Raw genomic sequence first — 21,771 nt, 5'->3', positions numbered from 1 at the left:
CTCAGCGCTCTCCCTTCGGAGGCTCGGCCCTGCGGAGGATTTCGAGGAATTCGTCAGGCACAGCCTCGTTGACGACCTCATCGAACATCTGACGCAGCTTCACGCCGATGGCCTGCTGGCGCAGACGCGCTTCATCCAGCGCCGCAGCGCTCTTGCGTTTGTCTTCCATGGGTACGTGTTCGATCATGTCCTCGACACCGAACTGCATTTGCATCGGCGTCCGCCCCCTTTGGCCGAATGTCTTTCCGCCAGACGACAACGTGGTTTTCCGTGCCCGGTTCCATAAGCTTGAGCTTAAGATGTCAAATATCCTCGACGGACGGAACCGCTCAGTTGGGGGAGGCGTTATCGACCATCGACGGAACGGCCTAGCTTTGCCGTTCGTTGGTATGTTTTCGAAGACACCGCATCGGGAGGGGTCATGAGTCTTCTAGCTCGGCTGGCGCCGCATCTGCCCTATATTCGCCGCTACGCCCGCGCCCTTACCGGCGATCAGTCCACCGGCGATCACTACGTCCGCGTGGCGCTCGAGGCGCTGGCCGCCGGGGAACGATCGCTGGACGGCGAGCTTTCGCCGCGCGTGGCGCTGTATCGCGTGTTCCACGCCATCTGGCTCAGCTCCGGCGCCCAGCTGGAAGCCCGCCGCGATGAAGGCCTGACCGCCGGCGACGACGCCGCCCAGCGTCTGATGCGCATCGCGCCCCGTTCGCGGCAGGCTTTCCTGCTCACCGCGCTCGAGGGCTTCACACCGTCGGAAGCCGCCCAGATCCTGGACTGCGACTTCGGCGAGGTCGAACGCCTGATCTCCGACGCCCAGGCCGAGATCGACGCCGAACTGGCCACAGACGTCCTGATCATTGAGGACGAGCCGGTCATCGCCGCCGACATCGAGGCCCTGGTCAAGGAACTGGGCCACCAGGTCACCGACATCGCCGCCACCCGCGGCGAAGCGCTCGAAGCGGTCGCCCGCCGCACCCCGGGCCTCGTCCTGGCCGACATCCAGCTGGCCGACGGCTCGTCGGGCATCGACGCGGTCAAGGACATCCTGGGCCGCATGGACGTGCCGGTGATCTTCATTACCGCCTTCCCTGAGCGCCTGCTGACCGGCGAGCGCCCGGAACCGACCTTCCTGATCACCAAGCCCTTCCAGCCGGAAACGGTGAAGGCGGCGATCGGCCAGGCGCTGTTCTTCCACCCGCGTCGGACCGCCAAGGCAGCCTGATAAGGGTTTCTTCCAACCACCCGAGAAACGGCTCTCCGAAAGGGGGCCGTTTTTCTTTGGGGTCATTGGACCCCTATCGCGTTCTCGTGGCGAGAAACGCTGGCTCGGCTGGCGCGTAAAACCTCAGGAGCTCAAAATCGTGGGCCTTCGGTCGGCCGGCATATCTTATCCAGCCAAACTACGCGCCTGCCGGTGGTGTTGGCTGGAGATTGCATCCTTAAGCGCCTTCCTCTGTTTCGCATCCCACCGACCAATGGCCCCGAGCCCAGCGTCTCCCATCCGCTTACGGCGTGAATGATCTTCGAAAAGTGAAACCAATTCCGCTGCATAACTAGCGTCGTCGCTAGCGATGGATACCCCCTCAGCGTATTCCGGCGGCAGCCCGTCCGCGCCGAGCGCGGTGCTTACACAAGGCACCCCCATCGCCATCGCCTCGAGGAGTTTGATTTTTATGCCGGTACCTTTGACTATGTAGTTGGCCAGTATGGGAGCCAATGCCATGGCTGTAGTTAGAGACTTAACCCGCCCATGTTTTACTACAAATGGATAGTCTGGAACAGATGATCCGACATCACCGATAACATGCAACTTAAAATCAGGAATTTTCGTCATAACGATCGGCATCACGTTCTCAATTAAAGCAGCTAGTGATTCATTATTTGCTTCAAAGCTAGAACCCAGAAAAGTGGCACCTGATGACGAAGATAGGTCTACCCGCTCCCTTTGGCCCACTATATGACTTACTGTTGTGACTTTGGTTTTATCACCAGCCACAGAAAGTAAATCCCGGAAATGTTCAGCTTCTCTATCCTGTATTGCGATGACAAGATCGGCGCGACTTAGTCCTTTCGCCTCGGCAGCTGGCGTGAATTCGTGCCAGAACGCGTCGTGGGTGTCTATTATTCGATAAGCGCTATCAGGTACTAAGTCGAATAGGCTGGAAAAATGCACGTATTCGACAACAACAATTTCAGGATTGAGCCTTAATATGATATCTTTACAACCAGATCGTAGCGATTCGTCGAATACGTAATCTACGTTGTCGGACAACTTTCTTGGAAGAACTTTTGAAAGGACTTTCCTGGAAAGGATTCTAAGGTTGAACATAAGCGTCATGGCTAGGCTTCGTTGTACCAAGCAGAAATTCTGTGGTCCAACAATTTGGCGATGAGCGTCCAGGTCGAAGTCGCGCATCTGTCGGGACGGAAGGAGCGCAAAATGCACCTCGTGATCCTTCATCAGCTCCTCGACCAGAGTTTTTATGCGCTGACGATTTCCGCCAAAGGCCGGCGCTATCGGAATTTTCGAGAATATCAGAGTCTTCACTAGCCAAGCCCCCTGGAGATTCTAGCGCCACAAAGAGCATTGAACCTTCAGCGACGCAATTCTTGCGGGGATGCGGGGGTTGACCACAATTTCTGATGATTGCCACGGATTTGGGCAGCTTCGAGTGGGTTCGACATCCATGCGCGCCTCCAGATTTCGGACGAAATGAACTGTTTACGCGCCGAAGGATTGGCCCGTGAGTGGCGCAGGTGTCGGCCCATCGACCCGAACATGCGGTCTAACCAGGGCCTCCCCCCCCCGAGAAACGGCTCTCTGAAGGCGCGCCGTTTCTCGGAGGGGCTTTTTTCTCCTTGCGGAAGGGAGTGGTGCGAGGCGCCGGGACGCTAGGACAAACGAAAACCGCCGCGACAGCGGCCAGGCTGTCGCGGCGGCTTATGTCTTCAACCCCTGACCCCGACCGCCTTCGGCGGCCGCTTCTCCCAGAGGGAGAGGGGCGGTGCGTCGGTCGCTAAGGCTTCTGACGCGCTGGCGACTGCTGGGTGTCGTAGCGCTGCGCCTCGGCCGGGGTCTTGGCGCCGTTGTTAGCCTCGACTGCGGCGAGATCTTGAGCCCGGAAGCTCCAGGCGCCGAACAGGGCCAGGGCGGCGAGCACGGTGGAGATCACCAGCACCCAGAAGATGTGACGGCCCCAGCGGCCCTGACGGGCGCGAGTGGCGTTAACGCGTGGGCCGTGCGTTTCGGGCGCGACGTCGGGATGAATGTCGGCGGGCATGATGTCATACCTCCTTATGGCGTCCAGGTTCGGGCGGCGTCCGCGCGGTCGCGAGCGTTGAAGGCCTGCACCGTCCCGGCGGAGGCTCCGATCGCCACGATCACGACCATCGCAATGATCCGCGAGCGCACCCGTTTTTGACGCTGGGTGAGCGTCGAGACAAAAACCATGCCGCCATGCTCGGCTTGATAGGTCCGGATCACGACGTTGCTCCCTGCCCCGGCGGACCGCATGTCCGCTTGGAACCTCAACGTGTCCCGTCCACCGCCGTTCCCTGATTTCGCCCTCCCGGCCATCCGCGAAAAAATCACGCGCGCCGGGAACCGTTGGTGCGAGACGTCGTTTTATCTTTGCGAAGGCGGCGACGCCCCCCCGACTTGAGGCTGGCGATAGTCAGCCTGCCGCCTTCGCACCCCCCTTTGTTGATGCGAACTTCGGCGGACCGGGACACCCGGCCCGCCTTTCCTTCGTCTGGGTCTTTGCTCCCGGGTCCAAGCGAGCCGGCGTGACCGGCCCGCTCGCTGTTCGCCTACTTGCTCTCCAGATCGAACAGGATATCCGCCCGGCGGCGCAGCGGCGCCGATGCGCCCGAGGCCGCCACGGATCCGGCGTCGCCCACGGCGGCGGTGTCGATCTCGACCTTGCCGAAGCCGGCCTTGGCCAGGGCCGAGGTCACGGTGTCGGCCCGGCGCTTGGACAGGGTCAGGTTGGCGGCCGAGGTCCCTACGGCGTCGGCCAGACCGGTCACCCGCACGGACTTGACCGCACAGCCGCGCGCCTGGGTCCGCGCGGTGTCGAGCAGCATGCGGGCCTCCTTGGTCAGCTCGGCGCTGTCCTGCTCGAAATAGACCGAGGACTGGAAGTCGACGCAGGCCGGCGGCGCGGCGGCCACGGGCTTGCGCAGCGTACGCCATGGTCCTTCGGAGCTGGCGCAACCGGCCAGGGCCAGGACTACGCCCGCCACGCTGATGGCCTGCACGGCATAGGTGATCTTTGTCGTCTTCATTCGAACCCTCCTCCTCGAACCTGCGAACACACGAAAGGCGACCGGCTGAGCCGATCGCCTTTCCCTGGACGTCGTGGCCTGTCGCCTAGCTTAGTAGCGGGGCGCGCCATCTTCCCAGTAATAACGACCGCTGCGGGAGTCGTAGTAGTAATAGCGACCCGCGCGCTCGTCATAATATTGGCGACGGTTGGCGTTGGTCGAACCGCAGCCGCCATCCTCCTTGCAACCCTTGACGGCGCCCACCGTGCCGCCGAGCGCCGCGCCGACCAGGGCGCCGGTGCCAGCGCTGCCGCTGCCGACATTGTTGCCGATCACCGCGCCCGCCAGGGCGCCGATGGCGGCGCCGCCGGCGGCGTTGCGCTCCACATTGCCCGTCGAGGTGCACGCCGAGGCGAGCACGCCCACGCCCATCAGGGCGATCATGGTCATCTTCATCTTGGCTCTCCGCTCCGAGCTGCCTGTACCCGTGTCGAGCAAACGACTCCCGGGGGGCGGCGGTTCCGTTTACAAGCGGAACCATAACGCGCGGACGCCCGTTGCCTCGGCGAGTTTTGACGTGAAGGGGCAGCGCGTGAAGCGCATTGAGGTCATCGCCAATATCGCATCCGGATCGGTCGGTCCGGACGCGCCGCAGATCGCCGAGCGGCTGTTGGCTGAATACGGCGTTTCCGGCGTCGTCCACGCGCCGCAGCCGGGCGAACTGGTCGATTGTCTGCGGAAGGCGATCGACAGCGCGCCGGATGCGATCCTGGTCATCGCCGGCGACGGCACGGCACGCGCGGCGGCGGAGATGGCCGGACCGGATGGTCCGCTGATCGCTCCCCTGCCTGGCGGCACCATGAACATGCTGCCGCGCGCGCTCTATGGCGACCGCGACTGGCAGACGGCGATGAAGGCCTGCCTGGAGAGCGGCGAGGCGCGAACCATTTCCGGCGGCGAGGTCGGCGGACGCCTGTTCTTCGTCGCCGCCATCCTGGGCAGCCCGGCCCTGTGGGCCACAGCGCGGGAGGCCGCCCGCGAAGGCAAGTTCAGCATCGCCATCGCCCGCGCCCGCCGCGCCTTCCGCCGCGCCTTCTCCGGCCGCCTGCGCGTCTCGCTGGACGGCCGCCCCGAGATCAAGACCGAGGCCCTGACCCTGATGTGTCCCCTGGTCTCGACCGCCCTGGACGCCGACGAGCGGGCCCTGGAGGCCACGGCCCTCGATCCGTCCAGCGCGCTCGACGTCTTCCGCCTGGGGTTCAACGCCGCCCTGGGCCATTGGCGTGACGACCCGTCGGTAAACGCCGGCCGCTGCCGCACCGGCAAGATCCGGGCCCACGGCCGCATCCCGGCGATCCTGGACGGCGAGCCGGCGCGGTTCGATCCCGAGGTGTCGATCCGCTTCCGCCCGAAGGCCTTCCGCGCCCTGGTGCCGCCGGACGAGACCGCTGAATGAGGCTGGTTCAGCTCTCCGACATCCATTTCGGCGGCGAGAACAAGGAAGCCGTCGAGGCGGCGACCGCGTGGATCCGAGACGCCCGGCCCGACCTCGTGGTGGTGGCCGGCGATCTGACCCTGGACGGCAAGACCCCAGAGTTCGACGCCGCCGCCGCATGGCTGAAGCGCCTGCCCGATCCGATGATCGTGGTGCCCGGCAATCACGACACCCCCTTCGTCGGACCGCGCGAGCTGTTCGAGCGCTTCACCCGCACCTGGGGGCGGTTCAAGGATCGGTTCGGCGACGAGGACGGCGCGGCCTGGCGCGCGCCGGGCGTCACCGTCTCCTCGCTGAACACGGCCCGCGCGGCCCAGGTGCGATGGAACTGGTCGAAGGGCGCGGTGTCGCGCGGCCAGATCCGCCGCGTCGTCCGCGAGCTGGAGGCAGCGCCGGCCGGCGATCTCAGGGTGGTGGTCTGCCACCATCCGCTGATGGAGGTGCTGGGCGGGCCGATGACCGCCAAGGTCCACGGCGGGGTCGACGCGGCCAACCACTTCGTCCAGGCGGGCGCCGACGTCATCCTGTCGGGCCACATCCACCTGCCGTTCGTCACCGCTGTCCCGTTCGGCGACGGCAAGACCCAGGCGATCGGCTCGGGCACCCTCTCGCACCGCGAACGGGGCGCCGCGCCGGGCTTCAACGTCATCGAGGTCGAGCCGGGCTGCGTGCGCGTACAGGCCCTGGCCTATGAGCACGGCAAGTTCAACGCCTGGCGCACCTGGGCCTGCGATCGCAGAAGCCCAAACGAAAACGGCGCGGCCTGAGCCGCGCCGTTCCGCCGTTCGTCTCGGTGCTACCTAGCGTGGCGCGCCGCGACCGCCGCGGAAGAGGTGGCTGACCAGCGACACCAGGAACAGGACAAGGAAGACGTAGAACAGGATCTTGGCGATCCCGATCGCGGTCCCGGCGATGCCGGTGAAGCCCAGAAGGGCGGCGATCAGGGCGACCACCAGGAAGGTCACGGCCCAGTTCAGCATGGGTCTCTCCGGATGAGCCCGGCCTTTCGAGCCGGGGCGTTTGTCTCGATCGAAGCCCACGGCCTCGCTTCGAAACAACGCACCCGACTCCCGGGCGTTCCGGAAATCTGGACCCTATTCCGGAGCCGGATAGGCCCAGCCCTGCTGGCCCGACTTGGCCGCGGCGTACTGGCTGTCGGCCAGGGTCCAGTTGAGCAGGTTGTCGAACACGGCTTCCAGGAAGCCCTTCCGCAGGTTCTGGTAGTCCAGATAGTAGGCGTGCTCCCAGACATCGGCGACCAGCAGGGCCGTCAGGTCCTGGGTGACCGGGCTTTCGGCGTCGTGGGTCGAGATGATCTTCAGGGCGCCCGAGGCGTCCGAGACCAGCCACACCCAGCCCGAGCCGAAGTGGCCGATGCCTTCGGCGACGAACTTTTCCTTCAGGGCGTCCAGGCCGCCGAAGGTGGAGTCGATGGCGGCGGCCAGATCGGCGCCCGGGGCGGTCTTGGTCGGCGAGAGGCCGTCCCAGAAGAAGGCGTGGTTCCAGGCCTGGGCGGCGTTGTTGAACACCTTACCCGGACCGGCGCCCTTGATCACCGCTTCCAGCGAACCCTTGTCGTCGCCGTTCAGCAGGCCGTTCAGCGCGGTCACATAGGCCGCGTGGTGCTTGTCATGGTGGAAATGGAGGGTGTTGGCGGAGATCGTCGGCTCCAGCGCGTCGTACGCGTAGGGCAGGTCCGGCAGCTTGTACGTCATGTTCACTCCATGGGAAGGCGTTCCAGGGAGGAGGGAACGCGCGGGAAGCATCTAGAGCGCGCCAGGGCAAAGCGTAAGCCGTTTCACCGTGCAAAGCCGCCACGGCGCACTCAAATTTTCGAGATAGATTCCCTTGAAAACTTAGGGCTTTCGGGAATCTGGAAGAACAACCTCGCAAGACAAACGCCACCGAACGGATCCGGTGGCGTCGGTCTTGAACTTTGTTGGCGCGATCAGCGCTGCGGTGGCTTCGGATCCAGGAAGGCCTTGGCCAGCGAGGCGGTCAGGGTCGGGTTCTTCAGGGCGAAGATCCCGGCGGCCAGACCGATGCCGATCGACATCAGCGGCTTGTCGCGCACGATCTCGATGACCCTGCTGGTCATGTCGAAACCCTGCTGCGCGGGCTGCTGACCTTGATTGTGATGACGACCTTCGACCTTGCGGGCCGCGAGCATGCCGGCGATGGCCACGATCAGGGCGGCGACGGCCGCCACGATCGCGGCCGCGCCGGCCGCCGAGACCAGCGGAACCAGCACCGCGTAGATCGCGAAGGCGGCGGACACGACGGCCACCGCGGCGGCGGCGGCGATCGCCGCGGCCGCGGCCAGCGTCATCAGGGTCTTTTCGAAGATCACCGGTTGCTGCTACGGCCGCCGGAGAGGAGCAGGCCGATCAGCACGCCGACGCCGAGACCGGCGAGGGTGGCGGTGATCGGGCGCTCACGGATACGCTCCGACGCATAGCGTTGGGCGTCCTCGATCTGCTGGCCGGCGGTGTCGGTATAGGTGCGGCTCTGGGCGCGCAGGGTTTCAAAGCCTTCAGCGACCGACTTCTCGACGCGCTTGGCGGCTTCGGTCAGCGAGACGCGGGCGGCGTCGGCGGCGTGGGCGAAGCTGCGCTCGGCGTGTTCAACGGCCTCGAGCGTGGCCGACTTGGCCTTATCGGCTTCTTTGGCGGCGGCGGGACTGGGCATGATCATCTCCTGTTCGCGACGGCGACCGACCGGGGGCGCTGAAGCTGCGCCTCGTCAACGCCTGCTCGACGTCGGGGTTCCACGTTAGCGCAAGGGCTAAAGCTTCACCACAGTGGAATCCCCTGTGGAACGCGTCTTCAACGCCCTCAAGAAGCCTCCAAAGGCGCTCGCGCCAGAGGCGAAGCGAGTCTAAGGTCGAATCATGGAGGACGCCCCCATCGTCAGCGACGACCGCCAGGAAGCCGCCCGGCTCAACGCCTTGAGAGCCTTGGACATCCTGGATAGCGCGGTCAACGAGCCTCGGTTCCTGCGCCTCGTGCGTCTGGCAGCCCGGCTGTTCGACGCGCCCAAGGCCGCCATCGCGCTGGTCGACAAGGATCGGGTCTGGCGCAAGGCCTATGTCGGCTATGCGAGCCCCGAAAGTCCGCGCGCTGGCGACCTGGCCGGCCAGGTGATCGCCGCCAACGGACCCGTGGCGCTGGGCGTGCCGATCCGCAACGATCAAGGCCAGGCGCTGGGCGCGCTCGTCGTCGAAGGCCCTGGCCTGAACGGCCCGGCTTCTGACGAGGATCTCCAGGCGCTGGAAGATCTGGCCGCGCTGGCCACGGAAGTCCTGACCGTTCGCTGTCGCGCCCTCAACCTGGAAGCCGAGCGCCTGAACCTGGCCATCTCGGCCGCCAGCCTCGGCGAGTTCGAGTGGGACATCAAACGCGACGTCTTCAAGATCAGCCCTCGGCTGGCCAAGATCTCGGACATCGAGCCCGGCGAGATCCCGGCCGAGAACGGCCAGGCCCTGTACCGGTTCCTGCATCCCGACGACCAGGCCTGGCTGAAGGAATCGATCGACGAACAGCTGGCGGAAGCCGATCGTTACGAGGCCGAATACCGCCGCCCTAACGGTCCCGACGGCCGCGAGATCTGGAACCAGGGCTCGGGCGTCATCCTGCGCGACGCCGACGGCGAGCCGGCCTATCTGATCGGCGTCGTCCAGGACATCACCGAGCGCCGGGCCGAAGAAGATCAGCGCGAGAACCTCGTCGCCGAACTGGACCACCGCATCAAGAACCTGCTGGCGGTCGTCCAGTCGGTGGCGGCCCAGTCGGCGCGCAAGTCGGCCTCGTTGGATGTTTTCCTCAAGACCTTCGCCGCGCGACTGAAGTCGATGAGTTCGGCCCACGATCTGCTGACCGCCGCCCGCTGGCGCGGCGCGACCCTGGCGCGGATCGCCGCAGCCGAGCTGGGCGGCCTGGCCCCGACCCAGACGCGCTGGGACGGGCCGGAGCTGTTCCTGACCCCGCGCGCGGCCTCCGCCCTGTCGCTGGCGCTGCATGAACTGGCGGTCAACGCGATGCGCTACGGCTCGCTATCCAGCGAGAACGGCAAGGTCGAGGTGGTCTGGCGGCGCACGCCCGAGGGCGGCTTCGCCCTGGAGTGGCTGGAGACCGGCGGCCCGCCGGCTGTCGCGCCGACCACCAAGGGCTTTGGCGCGACCCTGATCGAGGACGTCGCCGGTCGCGAACTGGGCGGCTCGGCCAAGATCAACTACCGGTCCAGCGGCGTCACCGCCATGATCCAGGGCGCGGCCGAGGCCCTGGCCGACGCCCCGCCGGTCGAACCGGCTGAGGTCGCTCCCGAACGCATCGTCGAGACCGTGGTCGCCGCCGACGAGACCGTTCGCCCGGGCGCCATCGCCGGCCTGAAGGTGCTGATCGTCGAGGACTCCCTGCTGCTGGCCCTGGAGCTGGAAGCGGGCCTCGAGGACGCCGGCGTCGTGGTGGTCGGCTGCGCGGCCGAACTCAGCGAGGCCCTGTCGATGGTCGAGATGGACTTCGACGTCGCGGTCCTGGACGCCGACCTCAACGGCCAGTCGGTGGCCCCGGTCGCCGAGATCCTGCGCTCCATGGGCCGGCCGTTCGTGTTCGCCACGGGCTATGCGGACAAGGCCGCGCCGATGGGGTTCGACGCCCCGATCGTGCGCAAGCCGTACAACGTCCACCAGATCGCGCGGGCCGTGGCGGGGGTCACGGGGCGGGCTTGATCATCAGCGGGACCGACACCTCGTCCTTCGACAAGCTCAGGATGAGGTTTCTACTGAACCGCCCCGACAGTAGTCCTCACCCTGAGCGTGTCGAAGGGCGAGGACGGACCCTCAGATCACGCCCCGCTTCCGCAGTCCCTCGACCGTCTCCCCACTCATCCCCACCACTTCCGCCAACACCGCCTCCGTGTGCTCGCCCAGGGTCGGCCCGGTCCATCGCACCCCGCCCGGCGTTTCCGTCAGCTTCGGGAAAGCGTTCTGCATCTTGATCTGGCCGAACACCGGATGCGGCGTCGTCACGATCGATCCGCGCGCGACGAACTGGGGATCCTCGATCATGTCCGGCGCGCGATAGATCCGGCCGGTGGCCAGGCCCGCCGCCTCCAGCTTCGGCAGCAGGTCGTCGATCTCCTGGTCGGCGGTCCAGGCGGCGATGCGGGCGTCGAGTTCGGCCTGGTGCGCGCCGCGGGCGGCGTGGTCGCGATAGCGCACATCGTCGGCCAGGTCCGGCCGGCCCATCAGGTCGCACAGCCGCCTGAACAGGGTGTCCTGGTTGGCGCCGATCAGGACCAGTTCGCCGCTCTTGGTCGGGTAGACGTTCGACGGCGCGATGCCGGGCAGCACCGCCCCCGAGCGCTCACGGACATAGCCGGTCAGGTCGTATTCGGTGATCAGGTTCTCCATCACCGTCAGCACGCTCTCATAGATGGCCACGTCGACCACCTGGCCCTTGCCCGTGCTTTGACGGGCATGGAGGGCCATCATCACCCCGAGCGCGGCGTTGAGGCCCGAAAGGCTGTCGCCGATCGAGATCCCGGCCCGGGCCGGCGGCCGGTCCGGTTCGCCGGTGATGTGGCGCAGTCCCCCCATGGCCTCGCCGACCAGGGCGTAGCCGGCGCGGCTTGAATAGGGCCCGGTCTGGCCGAAGCCCGACACCCGCGCCATCACCAGTCCCGGATTGGTCTTCGCCAGTTGGTCATAGCCCATGCCCCACTTTTCCAGCGTGCCGGGGCGGAAGTTCTCGACCACCACATCGGCCTTGGCGATCAACGCGCGCGCGATGTCGCGGCCTCCGTCCGTACGCAGATCGACGGTGACGGACTTCTTGTTGCGGCCGATCACCGGCCACCAGGGCGACAGGCCCTGGGGCTTGGAGCGCCCCCACTGGCGCATCGGGTCGCCGACCTTGGGATCCTCCAGCTTGATGACCTCGGCCCCGAAGTCGCCCAGCACCTGACCGCAGAACGGCCCGGCGATCAGCGAGCCCATCTCGATCACCCGCAATCCGGCCAGCGGACCCTGCGTCATCCGATTCTTCCCTCACCCTTGCCGGAACCGTTCACGGCCCCGTGAAGTTTTGTTGATCACACGACGCCGCACGCGGCGCCTGTCCACGAACCTCTAAGAAAAACACACAGGGAAAGACAGAGCCATGAACCGTCATATCATGTTCGGCGCCGCCGCCATCGCCGCCCTCAGCCTGGCCGCCTGCGGTCAGAAGGCCGAAGAGACCAAGGGCGCCGCCACCCCGGCCGAACAGGCCGCGACCCCGGACGCCAACCCGGCGGCCACCGTCCCGACCCCGTCGGACGAGACCAAGGCCGACGTCTTCGCCATGAAGGCCGCCGATAGCGACATGTTCGAGATCGCCGCCGCCAAGCTGGCCGCCACGCGCTCGACCAACCCGTCGGTCAAGAAGTTCGCCGCCGCGATGGAAAAGGCCCACATGGCCACCAGCACCGAGCTGAAGTCCGCCATCGCCGCCTCGGGCGCGACCATCACCCTGCCGACCATGCTGTCGGAAGACGCCCAGGGCAAGATCGACGACCTGACCAAGGCCGACGCCAAGGACTTCGACAAGAAGTACGCCGACAGCCAGGTCGACGCTCACCAGTCGGCCCTGAACCTGCTGCAGCGCTACGCTCAGGACGGCGACACCCCGGCCATCAAGGCCTTCGCCGCCGCCACGGCTCCGAAGGTCCAGGAGCACCTGAACATGGCCGAGGGCCTGAAGAAGGGCTTCGACACCGGCGAGGACGTCGCCAAGGCCCGTCAGTAACGCTCAGGGAATGGCGTAGGCGACCGTCGCCTTGGCGGCGGCCCGCTCGCGCCCTTCCGTCCACATCAGGACATCGGCCGTCGCAATGCGGCGGCCGAGCTTGAGCATGGTCCCCTCGGCGTAGAGATCGCCGGGCTGGCAACCCCTCAGGAAGTGAATGTTGAGCGAGGTGGTCACCGCCATGGCCACCTCGCCGATGTGCGCCAGGATCAAGGCATAGGCCGCCGTATCCGCCAGCGTCATCAAGGTCGGTCCAGAGATCACCCCGCCCGGCCGCAGCTGCCGGGTCTGATACGGCAGCTTCAGCAACACCCGTCCCGGCTCGGCCTCCAGCACGGAAGGCATGTGGTCGGGGTCCGTCTCCGGAAAGGCGGAGCGCAGGAACGCGTTCAGCGCGCCCGCATCCAGCTTGATAGCCCCTTCGCTCACTTGCCGACCGGCAGCGTGTTGTCGTCGCCGTTGCGGTCGATCACCGTGTTGTACGGGTCAATGCCCGCGAACTTCGGCGCCGTCTCCGTGACGAAGGTGAAGGTCTGGACGCCGGAGCGGATCGGCCGGCGCTCATAGGCCACCACGTTCTTGGCGTCGAAACCCTTGTCGCCCGGCTTGGCCGTGAACAGGCCGATATCCATGGTCTCGTTGAGAGCTGCGTTGGTCTCCTTGCCCTTGCCGTCGGCGTACTTCTTCTGGGCGTCGACCGTGATCGTCACGTCGAACCTGCCGTCCGCCCGCTTCTTCACCGCCGCGCTCTTGGTCTTCAGATCGTAGAGCGTGATCTTCTCGAACAGGTCGGTGATCAAGGCCTGCTTGTCGGCCGGGGCCTCGGCGCGGAGCGCGGTCAGGAAGTCGGTGGTGATCGGATAGGGCGCGCCCTTGAAGGCGTGGTCGGCGATCAGCTTGCGCAGGGCGCGGTTGACCGTCTCCTCGCCGATCTCGCTCTGCAGCCGGTACATGACCAGCGAGCCCTTGCGATAGTAGACGTAGGGCTGGTTCTCGACCTTGTAGAGCGGCTGCTCGTCGATCACGTCGCCGCCACGCGCGCGCAGATAGCTGTCCAGCTCGAACTTCAGGAACTTGCGGATCTGCGGCTCGCCGTAGGTGTGCTTCATCACCATCAGCGCCGCGTACTGGGCGAAGGTCTCCGACAGCATCGCCCCGCCCTGCTGGTCGGCGCCGATCACCTGGTGGGCCCACCACTGGTGGCCGATCTCGTGGGCCCCGACATAGGTGACCATGTCGATCTTGGTCGGGTCGCGATAGTCGGAGATGAAGAACATCCCCTCGGACCACGGGATCGTATTGGCGAACGACTGGGCGAACTGGGCGTAGTCCGGGAACTCCTGGAAGCGCAGCTGGCGGAATTGATAGGGGCTGAAATTGGCGCCCATATAGTCCAGAGACCGCTTCATCGCGGTCTTCATCCGCTCGATGTTCCAGCTGTGCTGAGCGTCGTAATAAACCGCCAGCTGCACGCCCTTGTAGGTCTCCTCGGCCACCCTGTAGCGCGCCGACTGGATCGAGACGAACGGCAGGATCGGCGCCTCGGTGACGAAGCGGGCCACCCGGCGACCGTTCTTCACCGTGTCCGAAATCTTGTAGCCCGGCGCGATCGGGGTCTGGTCGGCCTCGGTGGTGACGGTGATGTCCGAGCTGACGAAGTCGGCGTCCTTGCGCAGGCCGTTGAACTGGCGGGACGGGACATCCCCCAGCTTGGCCATGCGCTGCTCGGGCGGCAGGCCGTACTTGCGGCGCTTGGCGCGGTCCTGCAGCAGGCTGTCGCGGCCCATGCCCAGGATTGGCGCGATCTCCAGGTTGTTGACGAAGGTCCCGTTGTCGACGACCCGGCTTTCCTGGCCGCTGTTGGGGAAGCCCCGCTGCGCGCGCAGGGTGATGAAGCTCATCTTGCGCCGCTCGCCCGACGCCATCGGCGTGTCGAAGGCGAAGATGCGATAGTTGAAGCGCTCGAAGGTCTTCTTGGGTCGGGCGCCCTCGATCGACAGCCCCTTGACCGACAGGTCACGGTCGAAGCGGACGTGGATCTCCTTCAACGGCGCGCCCGTCTTGTTCTCGATGACGTACGAGCCCTTGGTTTCCAGGCTGGGTTCGTGCGGCTTCAGGTCGACGTCCAGGGTCATGGCGACGATCTTGGGCTGCGGCGTGTTCTCGAACGGCAGCAGGGTCTTTTCGTAGTCGGCCTGCCACTTCTCGTTGCCGATCCTGGTCCGGTAGTCGTTCCAGACATTGGTGTTGACGTAGATGAACGCCCCCAGGCCCACGAAGGCGACCAGGGCGCCGCCCAGCAGCAGGCCGGCCCCGCCGTTCAGGCGAACGGGCAGTCGGCGCAGACGCGGCAGGAGGCGGCTTTCGGTCCCGCGCCGCCACAGGCCATAGGCCAGCACCAGCAGCACCACCGCGAAGGCCGTCCAATAGGCCCGCAGCCACCAGGCTCCGATCCAGAACTTGCCCAGGCCATTCATGTCCGAGAACGGCGTGTCGGTGGTCGAGCCGTAATTGTAGAGCTTGTGCTCAAAGCCCAGGTTCACGAACGTGATCGTGGTGACAAGGTAGATCACCATCAGGCCCCAGCCGATGAACTTGTGCGGGCTGATCGCCTGCAGGAACACCGCCAGCACGGCCAGCAGGATCCAGTCCACCGCCTGCGGCAGCACGTACCAGATCAGGTACTTGTCGAGCTCCAGCTTGAAATAGCCGTGGAAGACCTGGCTGAGGATGGCCGCGAACACGCTGACCAGCAGGGTCGAGACCAGGACGAGCGCGATGGCCAGGGTCTTGGGGGCCACGAAGGCCCAGTCGGGCACGGGGGTGGCGTCAATGATCTCGTGCGTCTTGCGCTCGCGCTCGCGCCAGACCAGCTCGCCGGAATAATAGATGGCGATGATCATCGGGATCAGGCCGAACGAGCCCAGAAGCGGCGACAGCAGCACCCGGGTGACCGGATAGATCACCCCACCGTAGCGACCGGCGTCGGTGGCGAACCACAGGGCGCCCATGGCGTTGGCCAGGCCCAGGAACAGCAGCACGAAATAGGCCGGGCTCTTGAACACCTGGCCCATGTCGAGCCGCGTGCGGACCACGAGTTGCGCCCAGGCCGTGGAGCGGTCGAACTTCGGTTGCGGCAACCGACCGTTGGTCAGGACTGGGGCGGCGTCGACCTCGGCCTTGCCCTTCTTGACCTTCCGCTGACCGGAGAGGTCGGCTGACTGGAAGCGGAACAGACTGTAGGCCAGCGTCAGGAAGCCCGCCGACAGCACGACCACGAGCACGCGGTTGAACAGCAGCGCTCCGGCCAATGGCGGGATCACCGTGTTGCGCTCGCTGGCCGTCCAGTACTTGGTCGCCAGGCCGTAGGCGGCGGTGCCGAGCGGCTCCCAATAGGCGGCGATCTTCTCGAACTCGGGCTTGTCCAGCGCGATGTTGGCGATGATCCACAGAACCATGAAGGCGACCACGCCGACATAGGTCCACATCATCGAGCGGGTGATGGTGGCCAGGGCGAAGAACAGCGACGCGGTCAGAAGGATCGACGGCAGGGCCAGGCCGAAATAGGCGAACAGATAGGCCTGCAGGACGTTGGGCCCCAGACGCTCGGGGTCGATCCACGGCATGAACGAGCCGATGAAGATCGCCAGCGGCACGGCCAGGAACGAGATCGCCGCCGCCAGGAAGGCGCCTGTGAAACGGCCGTAGAGATAGTCGAACTTGCGGATCCGCGTGGAGCGCAGGATCGGCCCGAAGCCCGTCTCGTCGTCCCGCACCACCACATTGGCCACGAAGGCCGTGGTCACGAACATGTAGAAGATCGACAAGATCAGGTGGGTCTGGGCGATCGCGAACGGGGCGTTCTTGTGGATGTTTCCGCCGCCGCCGATGCGGATCTGGTCGATCGTCGCCGCCCCGAAGGTCATCAGGAAGAAGATGACCGCGACCACCCAGAAGACGGGCGACTTCAGTTGGTAGCGGAGCTCGAAGCCCGCGATCTTGCGAAACATGCCGCCGCCTCCCGTCAGGCCGCCCGCCGGGTGGTCGAGAGGGTGGAGAAGTAGACATCCTCCAGCCCGCCCTCGACCGGCGTGAAGCCATTGCCCGGATTATCCTCCGACAGGATGTGGATGACCGTGCGGCCGGCCAGCAGGCGCGTGGAGATGACCTTGTACTGGGCCTTGGCGGCCTCCAGCTCGGTCTTGTCGATGATCTTCTTCCAGATCCGCCCCTTCAGCTTGGACACGAGGTCGGCTGGAGCGCCCTCGGTGACGATGCGGCCGTCGCAGATGATGGCCATGGCCGGGCAGAGGTCGGAGACGTCCTCGACGATGTGCGTCGACAGGATCACCACCACGTTCTCGCCGATCTCGGCCAGCAGGTTCAGGAAGCGGTTGCGCTCCTCAGGGTCGAGGCCGGCCGTGGGCTCGTCGACGATGATCAGGCGCGGATCACCGATCAGGGCCTGGGCGATGCCGAAGCGCTGGCGCATGCCGCCCGAGAACCCGGCGATGGCCTTCTTGCGGACATTCCACAGATTGACCTGGTTCAGCAGGTTCTCGACCGTCTCCTTGCGCGCCTTGGCGCCGGCAATGCCCTTCAGCACCGCCATGTGGTCGAGCATGTCGTAGGCCGAGACCCGCGGATAGACGCCGAAGTCCTGCGGCAGGTAGCCCAGCGTCTTGCGCAGCTCTTCAGGGTTCTTGAGCACGTCGATGTCGCCGAAGCGGATATGGCCCGAGGTCGGGGCCTGCAGGGTGGCGATGGTGCGCATCAGGGTCGATTTGCCGGCGCCGTTCGGGCCCAGCAGGCCGTACATGCCGCGCGGAATCGTCAGGCTGACCTCGTCCAGGGCGCGGACGCCGTTGCCATAGACATGGGTCAGGTTCTCGATGATCAGCATAACGGCCCCCGAATATAAACGCGCCCACTAGCCCTTCGCGACATGACTCGACGGCGACGATGGGGGCAAGTGAAAGAACGTTTAGGCCAAGACTTCAACCGCAGGATTTCTGGACAGCGGCCACTTTGCGGCTGTTGGGTCTGGCCGAGGCCGTTTGAGCCGCGGAGGGGTTTTGGCCAGCGGCTTTTGGGTCTAAACGAGGCGCCATGACGACCTATGCCTTTGCCCCGCACGCCATCCCGACGGTCCCGGTGGAGGGACAGGATTCGGTGTTTCCGGTCCGCCGGATCCTCTGTGTCGGCCGCAACTACGCCGCCCACGCCCGTGAGATGGGCGCCGACACCCGCGATCCGCCGTTCTTCTTCAGCAAGCCCGCAGACGCCGTTGCGCCGCTGAAGGGCCAGATCGCCTATCCGCCGGCGACCAGCGACCTGCATCACGAGATCGAACTGGTCGTGGCCCTGAAGAGCGGCGGCGCCAATCTCTCGGTCGAGCAGGCGATGGAGACCGTGTTCGGCTACGCGGTCGGCGTCGACCTGACCCGCCGCGACCTGCAGGGCGCGGCCAAGGCCAAGGGCCAACCCTGGGAGGCCGGCAAGGCCTTTGACGAAAGCGCCCCGATCACCGCCATCCGGGTGATGGATACTCCGCCGCCAGAGGCCGCCGTCACCCTGTCGGTCAATGGCCAGGAACGCCAGCGCGGCGAGGTCGGCGACATGATCTGGAATGTCGGCGAAGTCATCGCCAAGGCCAGCGAACTGTGGACCCTGGCCGCCGGCGACCTGATCTTCACCGGCACCCCAGAAGGCGTCGGGGCCATCGCGCGCGGCGACACGGTCGTCGGCGAGGTCGAAGGCGTCGGCCGCCTTGAATTCGCGCTCGTCTAGGAGCTTTAAGTGAAGCTGGTCCTGCACAGCGCCAAGCGCGCCAGCGCGCCCTATCGGGTGCGCATCGGCCTGAACCTGAAGGGCCTTGCCTACGACCTGCGCCCCGTCGACCTGGTGGCCAACGCCCATCACGAGGACGCCTATCGAGCGCTCAATGCTCAGGAACTGGTCCCGACCCTGGAGGTCGACGGCCGGCCGCTGACCCAGAGCCTGGCCATCCTGGAATGGCTGGACGAGGTGTCGCCCGAGCCCGCCCTCTTGCCGCATACCGCCTATGAGCGGGCCATCGTTCGCGGCATGGCCGAGATCATCGCCTGCGACATCCATCCTCTGAACAACCTGCGCATCCTGCGCCAGCTGACCGCCCTGGAGATCGGCGAGACCGACCGCAACGCCTGGGCGGCCCGCTGGATCAGCGACGGCTTCCGGGCCCTGGAGCCGATGGTCGCCAAGCACTCGGGCGGCTTCGCCTATGGCGACGCCCCCGGCCTGGTCGACTGCCTGCTGGTGCCCCAGGTGTTCAATGCCGGCCGCTTCAACGTCGACCTGTCGCCCTTCCCTTCGATCGCCGCCGCCGCCGCCCGCGCGGCCAGGCACCCGGCCATCGAAGCCGCTCACCCCGACCACCATCCGGAGCGTTAGATGCTTGAAGACCTGAAAGCCAACAACGCCGCCTGGTCGGAACGCAAGACGGAGGTCGACCCCGACTTCTTCAAGCGCCTGGAAGGCCAGCAGAGCCCGGAATATCTATGGATCGGCTGCAGCGACAGCCGCGTGCCGGCCAACGAGATCGTCGGCCTGGATCCGGGCGAGCTGTTCGTCCACCGCAACGTCGCCAACCTGGCCCCGCCCCAGGACGCCAACTACCTGTCCGTGCTGCAGTTCGCGGTCGAGGTGCTGAAGGTCAAGCACGTGATGGTCGTCGGCCACTATGGCTGCGGCGGCGTGGCGGCGGCCATCGACGGCCAGCGCCGGGGCCTCGTTGACCACTGGCTGCACCCGATCCGCGAGGTCCACGCCGAACACAAGCACGAGCTGGAGGCGATCCCCGAGAAGCGCGCCATGCTTGATCGCCTGACCGAGCTGAACGTCGCCCGCCAGGTCCGCAACGTGGCCGCCGACGTGTTCGTCCAGGACGCCTGGGCCCGGGGTCAGGACCTGGCCGTGCACGGCTGGGTCTATTCGTTGCACGACGGCCTGGTGAACGATCTCAACATCGGCATCCGCAGCCTGGCGGACTATGAGCGGATGATGGCGGACTCTAACCGCTCCTGACGAGCCTGCTTGTCCGTTTTGGATGAAGACATCCAAAACGGGCAGGCTCTAACCGCCCCTGATCCGCACCCGCGCCTGGGCCTTGCGGCCCTGTGCGTCGACCACCGACAGTTTGTAGAAGCCCGGCGCGGCCGGCTTCCAGATCGCGCGGCCGCTGACCGGATCCAGGTCCAGCGGCCGGCCTTCCACATACCAGGTCAGGCCCTCGCCCTCGGCGGCCAGCACCAGGCCGCGCGCCTTGGCGTTGAACGCATCGACCTGCACCGACGCCCCGTCGGGCGGGAAGATCAGGCGCGGGCCTTCGTCGGCGGCGCGAAGTTTCTGCAAGGCCAGCGGCGCCAGCTTCGGCGCGATCGGGCGCGGGGCCGAGGACTGGGTTCCGATGGCGTCGGCGACATCGAACAGCAGCGGCAAGGCCGCGTCTCGCCCGGTCAGTCCGCCGCGCGCGCCCCCGTCGGCCCGACCCGTCCAGACCAGGATCGCATAGCCGCCGACCACCCCGGCCGCCACCGCGTCGCGGAAGCCGTAGGAGGTGCCGGTCTTGAAGGCCATCGACGGGCCGCCCCGGGTCAAGGCCGAGGGCGCGCGGCCGCGCGGGGCCGGGGCCTCGCGCAGGATGTCCAGCACCTGCCGCGCAGCTTCCGGCCGAACCATCCGCGTGCCGGCCGAGCGCTCTCGGACCTTGGCCTCCTCCTCGGTCCAGGCCAGCGGCTTGGCGATGCCGCCGTCGCCGAGCGCGGCATAGAGCATGACGAGATCCCGCCAGGTGATGCCTTCGCCGCCCAGCGCCAGGGCCAGGCCCGCCTCCTTCAGCTGCGCCTTGGGACGCGCCAGATGCGCGCCGGCGGCCTCGATGCGGCCGGCGAAGGCCTCGGGTCCCAGCTTCTCAAGGGTGGCGACGGCGGGGACGTTCAGCGAGTGGGCCAGGGCCTCACGCACCGTGACCTTGTCGTGGAACACGCGGTCGAAGTTCTCGGGCTGGTAGTCGGCGAAGCGGGTGGCGTTGTCCTGCAACTGGGTGTCGGGCGCGACCAGGCCGTCGTCCATGGCCATGGCGTAGATGAACGGCTTCAGGGCCGAGCCCGGCGAGCGCAGGGCGCGGGTCATGTCAACCCAGCCGCCGGCCCGGTCGCGGCCGGCCGAGCCAACGGCGGCGCGGACGGCGCGGCCCTTGATCTCGACCACCAGGACGGCGGCGGTGGCGTCCGGACCTTGCGCGCCCGCCACGGCGGCGACCATCGGCTCCAGCCGCGACTGCAGGTCGGCGTCGAGGGTCGAGACCACGCTGGCCTGGCCCTGCGGCGCGTTGCGGGCCAGCTCGCCAGCCGCATGCCAGGCCAGGGTCGGGAACGGCGCGCGGCGCGGCAGGGGCTCGTTCTCGGCCTCGAAGGCGGCGGCTTCCGTGATCGTGCGGGACCGAATGAGCTTGTTGAGTACGGCGCGCCTAGCAGCCTTGGCGGCGTCGGGACGACGGTCGGGACGGCGCGCCTCGGGCGATTGCGGCAGGGCGATCAGCAGGGCCTGCTCGCCGTCGGTCAGGCTGGACGGCTCGTGGCCGAAATAGCTGAGGCTGGCCGCCCGCGCGCCCTCCAGGTTGCCGCCATAGGGCGCCAGGGTCAGGTAAAGCGCCAGGATCTCGCGCTTGGACAGCCGCGACTCCAACTGAACGGCGCGGACCATCTCGATCAGCTTCGAGCCCAGATTGCGCGGGCGCGGCTCCAGCAGGCGCGCGGTCTGCATGGTCAGGGTCGAGGCGCCGGAACTGACCCGGCCATGCACCACCGCCGAGCCGACGGCGCGCGCCAGCGACAGCGGGTCGACGCCCAGGTGCCACCAGAACCGCGCGTCCTCGGTGCGGATCAGACGCTTCTGGAAGGTCGGGTCGGTGCGCGAGAGGTCGGCGCGGATCCGCCAGCGGCCGTCCTCGACCGGCAGGGCCCGCAGCCAGGCTCCGCGGCGGTCCAGGGTGACCGGCGAGGAGTGCTTCGCGCGCGTCATGTCCGGCGGGAACACGGCGCTGAGGGTGGCGAGGACGACCTCGGCGGCGAGGACAGCGACGAGGACCTTGGTGATCAGCCGAACCCTCCCCTCCCCCTGGATGGGGGAGGGGTCGGGGGTGGGGGTGGCTACGGAGTCTGACGGCATCAACGACGCGCCTTA

The 21,771-nt window shown here is 66.7% G+C and carries 22 protein-coding genes and 1 pseudogene; 8 read left to right on the top strand and 15 right to left on the bottom strand.

Going from position 1 to position 21,771, the window contains the following annotated elements:
- Position 1 precedes the first annotated feature (1 nt).
- Positions 2 to 187: a NepR family anti-sigma factor gene (locus CSW62_RS00780; protein ID WP_199170696.1), complete on the bottom strand. Its 186-nt coding sequence runs from the start codon at positions 185 to 187 to the stop codon at positions 2 to 4.
- Positions 188 to 421: 234 nt separating this feature from the next.
- Here CSW62_RS00780 and CSW62_RS00775 point away from each other — a divergent pair, with 234 nt between their 5' ends.
- Positions 422 to 1,222 carry a response regulator gene (locus tag CSW62_RS00775; RefSeq protein ID WP_099575333.1) on the top strand — a complete coding sequence of 267 codons (801 nt, stop codon included), beginning with the start codon at positions 422 to 424 and terminating at the stop codon, positions 1,220 to 1,222.
- 165 nt (positions 1,223 to 1,387) lie between these two features.
- Here CSW62_RS00775 and CSW62_RS00770 read toward each other — a convergent pair whose 3' ends face one another.
- From CSW62_RS00770 to CSW62_RS00750, 5 genes are all read right to left on the bottom strand, one after another.
- Entirely contained in the window at positions 1,388 to 2,548 is a 1,161-nt protein-coding gene (locus CSW62_RS00770) for a glycosyltransferase (protein ID WP_143324317.1), read from the bottom strand.
- Positions 2,549 to 3,017: 469 nt separating this feature from the next.
- On the bottom strand, positions 3,018 to 3,281 hold the full coding sequence (locus CSW62_RS00765; RefSeq protein ID WP_099575331.1) for a hypothetical protein: 264 nt from the start codon (positions 3,279 to 3,281) through the stop codon (positions 3,018 to 3,020).
- Positions 3,282 to 3,295: 14 nt separating this feature from the next.
- Entirely contained in the window at positions 3,296 to 3,484 is a 189-nt protein-coding gene (locus CSW62_RS00760) for a hypothetical protein (protein WP_099582120.1), read from the bottom strand.
- 326 nt (positions 3,485 to 3,810) lie between these two features.
- Positions 3,811 to 4,287 (bottom strand): OmpA family protein, encoded by a 477-nt coding sequence (locus CSW62_RS00755; protein ID WP_099575330.1) that lies wholly within the window; start codon positions 4,285 to 4,287, stop codon positions 3,811 to 3,813.
- A gap of 90 nt (positions 4,288 to 4,377) precedes the next feature.
- Positions 4,378 to 4,722: a glycine zipper domain-containing protein gene (locus CSW62_RS00750; RefSeq protein ID WP_099575329.1), complete on the bottom strand. Its 345-nt coding sequence runs from the start codon at positions 4,720 to 4,722 to the stop codon at positions 4,378 to 4,380.
- A 136-nt stretch (positions 4,723 to 4,858) separates the two neighbouring features.
- On the opposite strand from CSW62_RS00750, the gene CSW62_RS00745 reads away from it, so the two are divergent.
- Both CSW62_RS00745 and CSW62_RS00740 read left to right on the top strand, forming a co-directional pair.
- Positions 4,859 to 5,722 carry a diacylglycerol kinase family protein gene (locus CSW62_RS00745; RefSeq protein WP_199170483.1) on the top strand — a complete coding sequence of 288 codons (864 nt, stop codon included), beginning with the start codon at positions 4,859 to 4,861 and terminating at the stop codon, positions 5,720 to 5,722.
- Complete coding sequence (locus tag CSW62_RS00740) at positions 5,719 to 6,528, top strand: metallophosphoesterase (protein WP_099575327.1); 810 nt, start codon at positions 5,719 to 5,721, stop codon at positions 6,526 to 6,528. Before CSW62_RS00745 ends, CSW62_RS00740 begins: the two co-directional genes overlap by 4 nt.
- Before the next feature lie 33 nt (positions 6,529 to 6,561).
- Here the strand turns inward: CSW62_RS00740 and CSW62_RS00735 are convergent, their stop codons facing one another.
- From CSW62_RS00735 to CSW62_RS00720, 4 genes are all read right to left on the bottom strand, one after another.
- Positions 6,562 to 6,741, bottom strand: a complete 180-nt coding sequence (locus CSW62_RS00735) for a DUF1328 domain-containing protein (RefSeq protein ID WP_099575326.1) — start codon at positions 6,739 to 6,741, stop codon at positions 6,562 to 6,564.
- A 114-nt stretch (positions 6,742 to 6,855) separates the two neighbouring features.
- Positions 6,856 to 7,476, bottom strand: coding sequence for a superoxide dismutase (locus CSW62_RS00730; protein WP_099575325.1), 621 nt, complete (start codon positions 7,474 to 7,476; stop codon positions 6,856 to 6,858).
- A gap of 233 nt (positions 7,477 to 7,709) precedes the next feature.
- Positions 7,710 to 8,111, bottom strand: a complete 402-nt coding sequence (locus CSW62_RS00725; protein WP_099575324.1) for a hypothetical protein — start codon at positions 8,109 to 8,111, stop codon at positions 7,710 to 7,712.
- Positions 8,108 to 8,449, bottom strand: a complete 342-nt coding sequence (locus CSW62_RS00720; RefSeq protein WP_099582119.1) for a hypothetical protein — start codon at positions 8,447 to 8,449, stop codon at positions 8,108 to 8,110. Before CSW62_RS00720 ends, CSW62_RS00725 begins: the two co-directional genes overlap by 4 nt.
- A 202-nt stretch (positions 8,450 to 8,651) precedes the next feature.
- Between CSW62_RS00720 and CSW62_RS00715 the strand changes: the two genes are divergently transcribed.
- Positions 8,652 to 10,487, top strand: coding sequence for an HWE histidine kinase domain-containing protein (locus tag CSW62_RS00715; RefSeq protein ID WP_099575323.1), 1,836 nt, complete (start codon positions 8,652 to 8,654; stop codon positions 10,485 to 10,487).
- 111 nt (positions 10,488 to 10,598) lie between these two features.
- Here the strand turns inward: CSW62_RS00715 and CSW62_RS00710 are convergent, their stop codons facing one another.
- Positions 10,599 to 11,795 carry a CaiB/BaiF CoA-transferase family protein gene (locus CSW62_RS00710; protein WP_099575322.1) on the bottom strand — a complete coding sequence of 399 codons (1,197 nt, stop codon included), beginning with the start codon at positions 11,793 to 11,795 and terminating at the stop codon, positions 10,599 to 10,601.
- Between the two features lie 124 nt (positions 11,796 to 11,919).
- On the opposite strand from CSW62_RS00710, the gene CSW62_RS00705 reads away from it, so the two are divergent.
- A complete protein-coding gene (locus CSW62_RS00705) occupies positions 11,920 to 12,546 on the top strand; it encodes a DUF4142 domain-containing protein (protein WP_099575321.1) in 627 nt (208 codons plus the stop codon).
- Between the two features lie 3 nt (positions 12,547 to 12,549).
- Here CSW62_RS00705 and CSW62_RS00700 read toward each other — a convergent pair whose 3' ends face one another.
- Genes CSW62_RS00700 through CSW62_RS00690 form a run of 3 tightly spaced genes read right to left on the bottom strand, consistent with a single transcriptional unit; the run spans position 12,550 to position 17,449 of the window.
- Positions 12,550 to 12,975: a PaaI family thioesterase gene (locus CSW62_RS00700; protein ID WP_099575320.1), complete on the bottom strand. Its 426-nt coding sequence runs from the start codon at positions 12,973 to 12,975 to the stop codon at positions 12,550 to 12,552.
- Entirely contained in the window at positions 12,972 to 16,556 is a 3,585-nt protein-coding gene (locus tag CSW62_RS00695; RefSeq protein WP_099575319.1) for a M1 family metallopeptidase, read from the bottom strand. Before CSW62_RS00695 ends, CSW62_RS00700 begins: the two co-directional genes overlap by 4 nt.
- Positions 16,557 to 16,570: 14 nt before the next feature.
- Entirely contained in the window at positions 16,571 to 17,449 is an 879-nt protein-coding gene (locus tag CSW62_RS00690) for an ABC transporter ATP-binding protein (RefSeq protein WP_099575318.1), read from the bottom strand.
- Positions 17,450 to 17,655: 206 nt separating this feature from the next.
- Here CSW62_RS00690 and CSW62_RS00685 point away from each other — a divergent pair, with 206 nt between their 5' ends.
- The 3 genes and pseudogenes from CSW62_RS00685 (at position 17,656) to CSW62_RS00675 (ending at position 19,663) form a co-directional block, all read left to right on the top strand.
- Positions 17,656 to 18,336 (top strand): fumarylacetoacetate hydrolase family protein, encoded by a 681-nt coding sequence (locus CSW62_RS00685; protein ID WP_099575317.1) that lies wholly within the window; start codon positions 17,656 to 17,658, stop codon positions 18,334 to 18,336.
- 9 nt (positions 18,337 to 18,345) lie between these two features.
- The gene (gene maiA, locus CSW62_RS00680) at positions 18,346 to 18,978 is read left to right on the top strand and encodes a maleylacetoacetate isomerase (protein WP_099575316.1); all 633 of its coding nucleotides are present in this window, start codon (positions 18,346 to 18,348) and stop codon (positions 18,976 to 18,978) included.
- A pseudogene (locus CSW62_RS00675) lies at positions 18,979 to 19,663 on the top strand (carbonic anhydrase).
- Here CSW62_RS00675 and pbpC read toward each other — a convergent pair.
- Positions 19,660 to 21,756 carry a penicillin-binding protein 1C gene (gene pbpC, locus CSW62_RS00670; protein ID WP_233206583.1) on the bottom strand — a complete coding sequence of 699 codons (2,097 nt, stop codon included), beginning with the start codon at positions 21,754 to 21,756 and terminating at the stop codon, positions 19,660 to 19,662. The pseudogene CSW62_RS00675 and the gene pbpC overlap by 4 nt on opposite strands.
- Positions 21,757 to 21,771: the final 15 nt, after the last annotated feature.

The organism is Caulobacter sp. FWC2 (genome assembly GCF_002742625.1).
Classification (GTDB): Bacteria; Pseudomonadota; Alphaproteobacteria; order Caulobacterales; family Caulobacteraceae; genus Caulobacter.
Note: the sequence above shows the minus strand (reverse complement) of the source record. Positions and strands in the feature narration are given on the sequence as shown.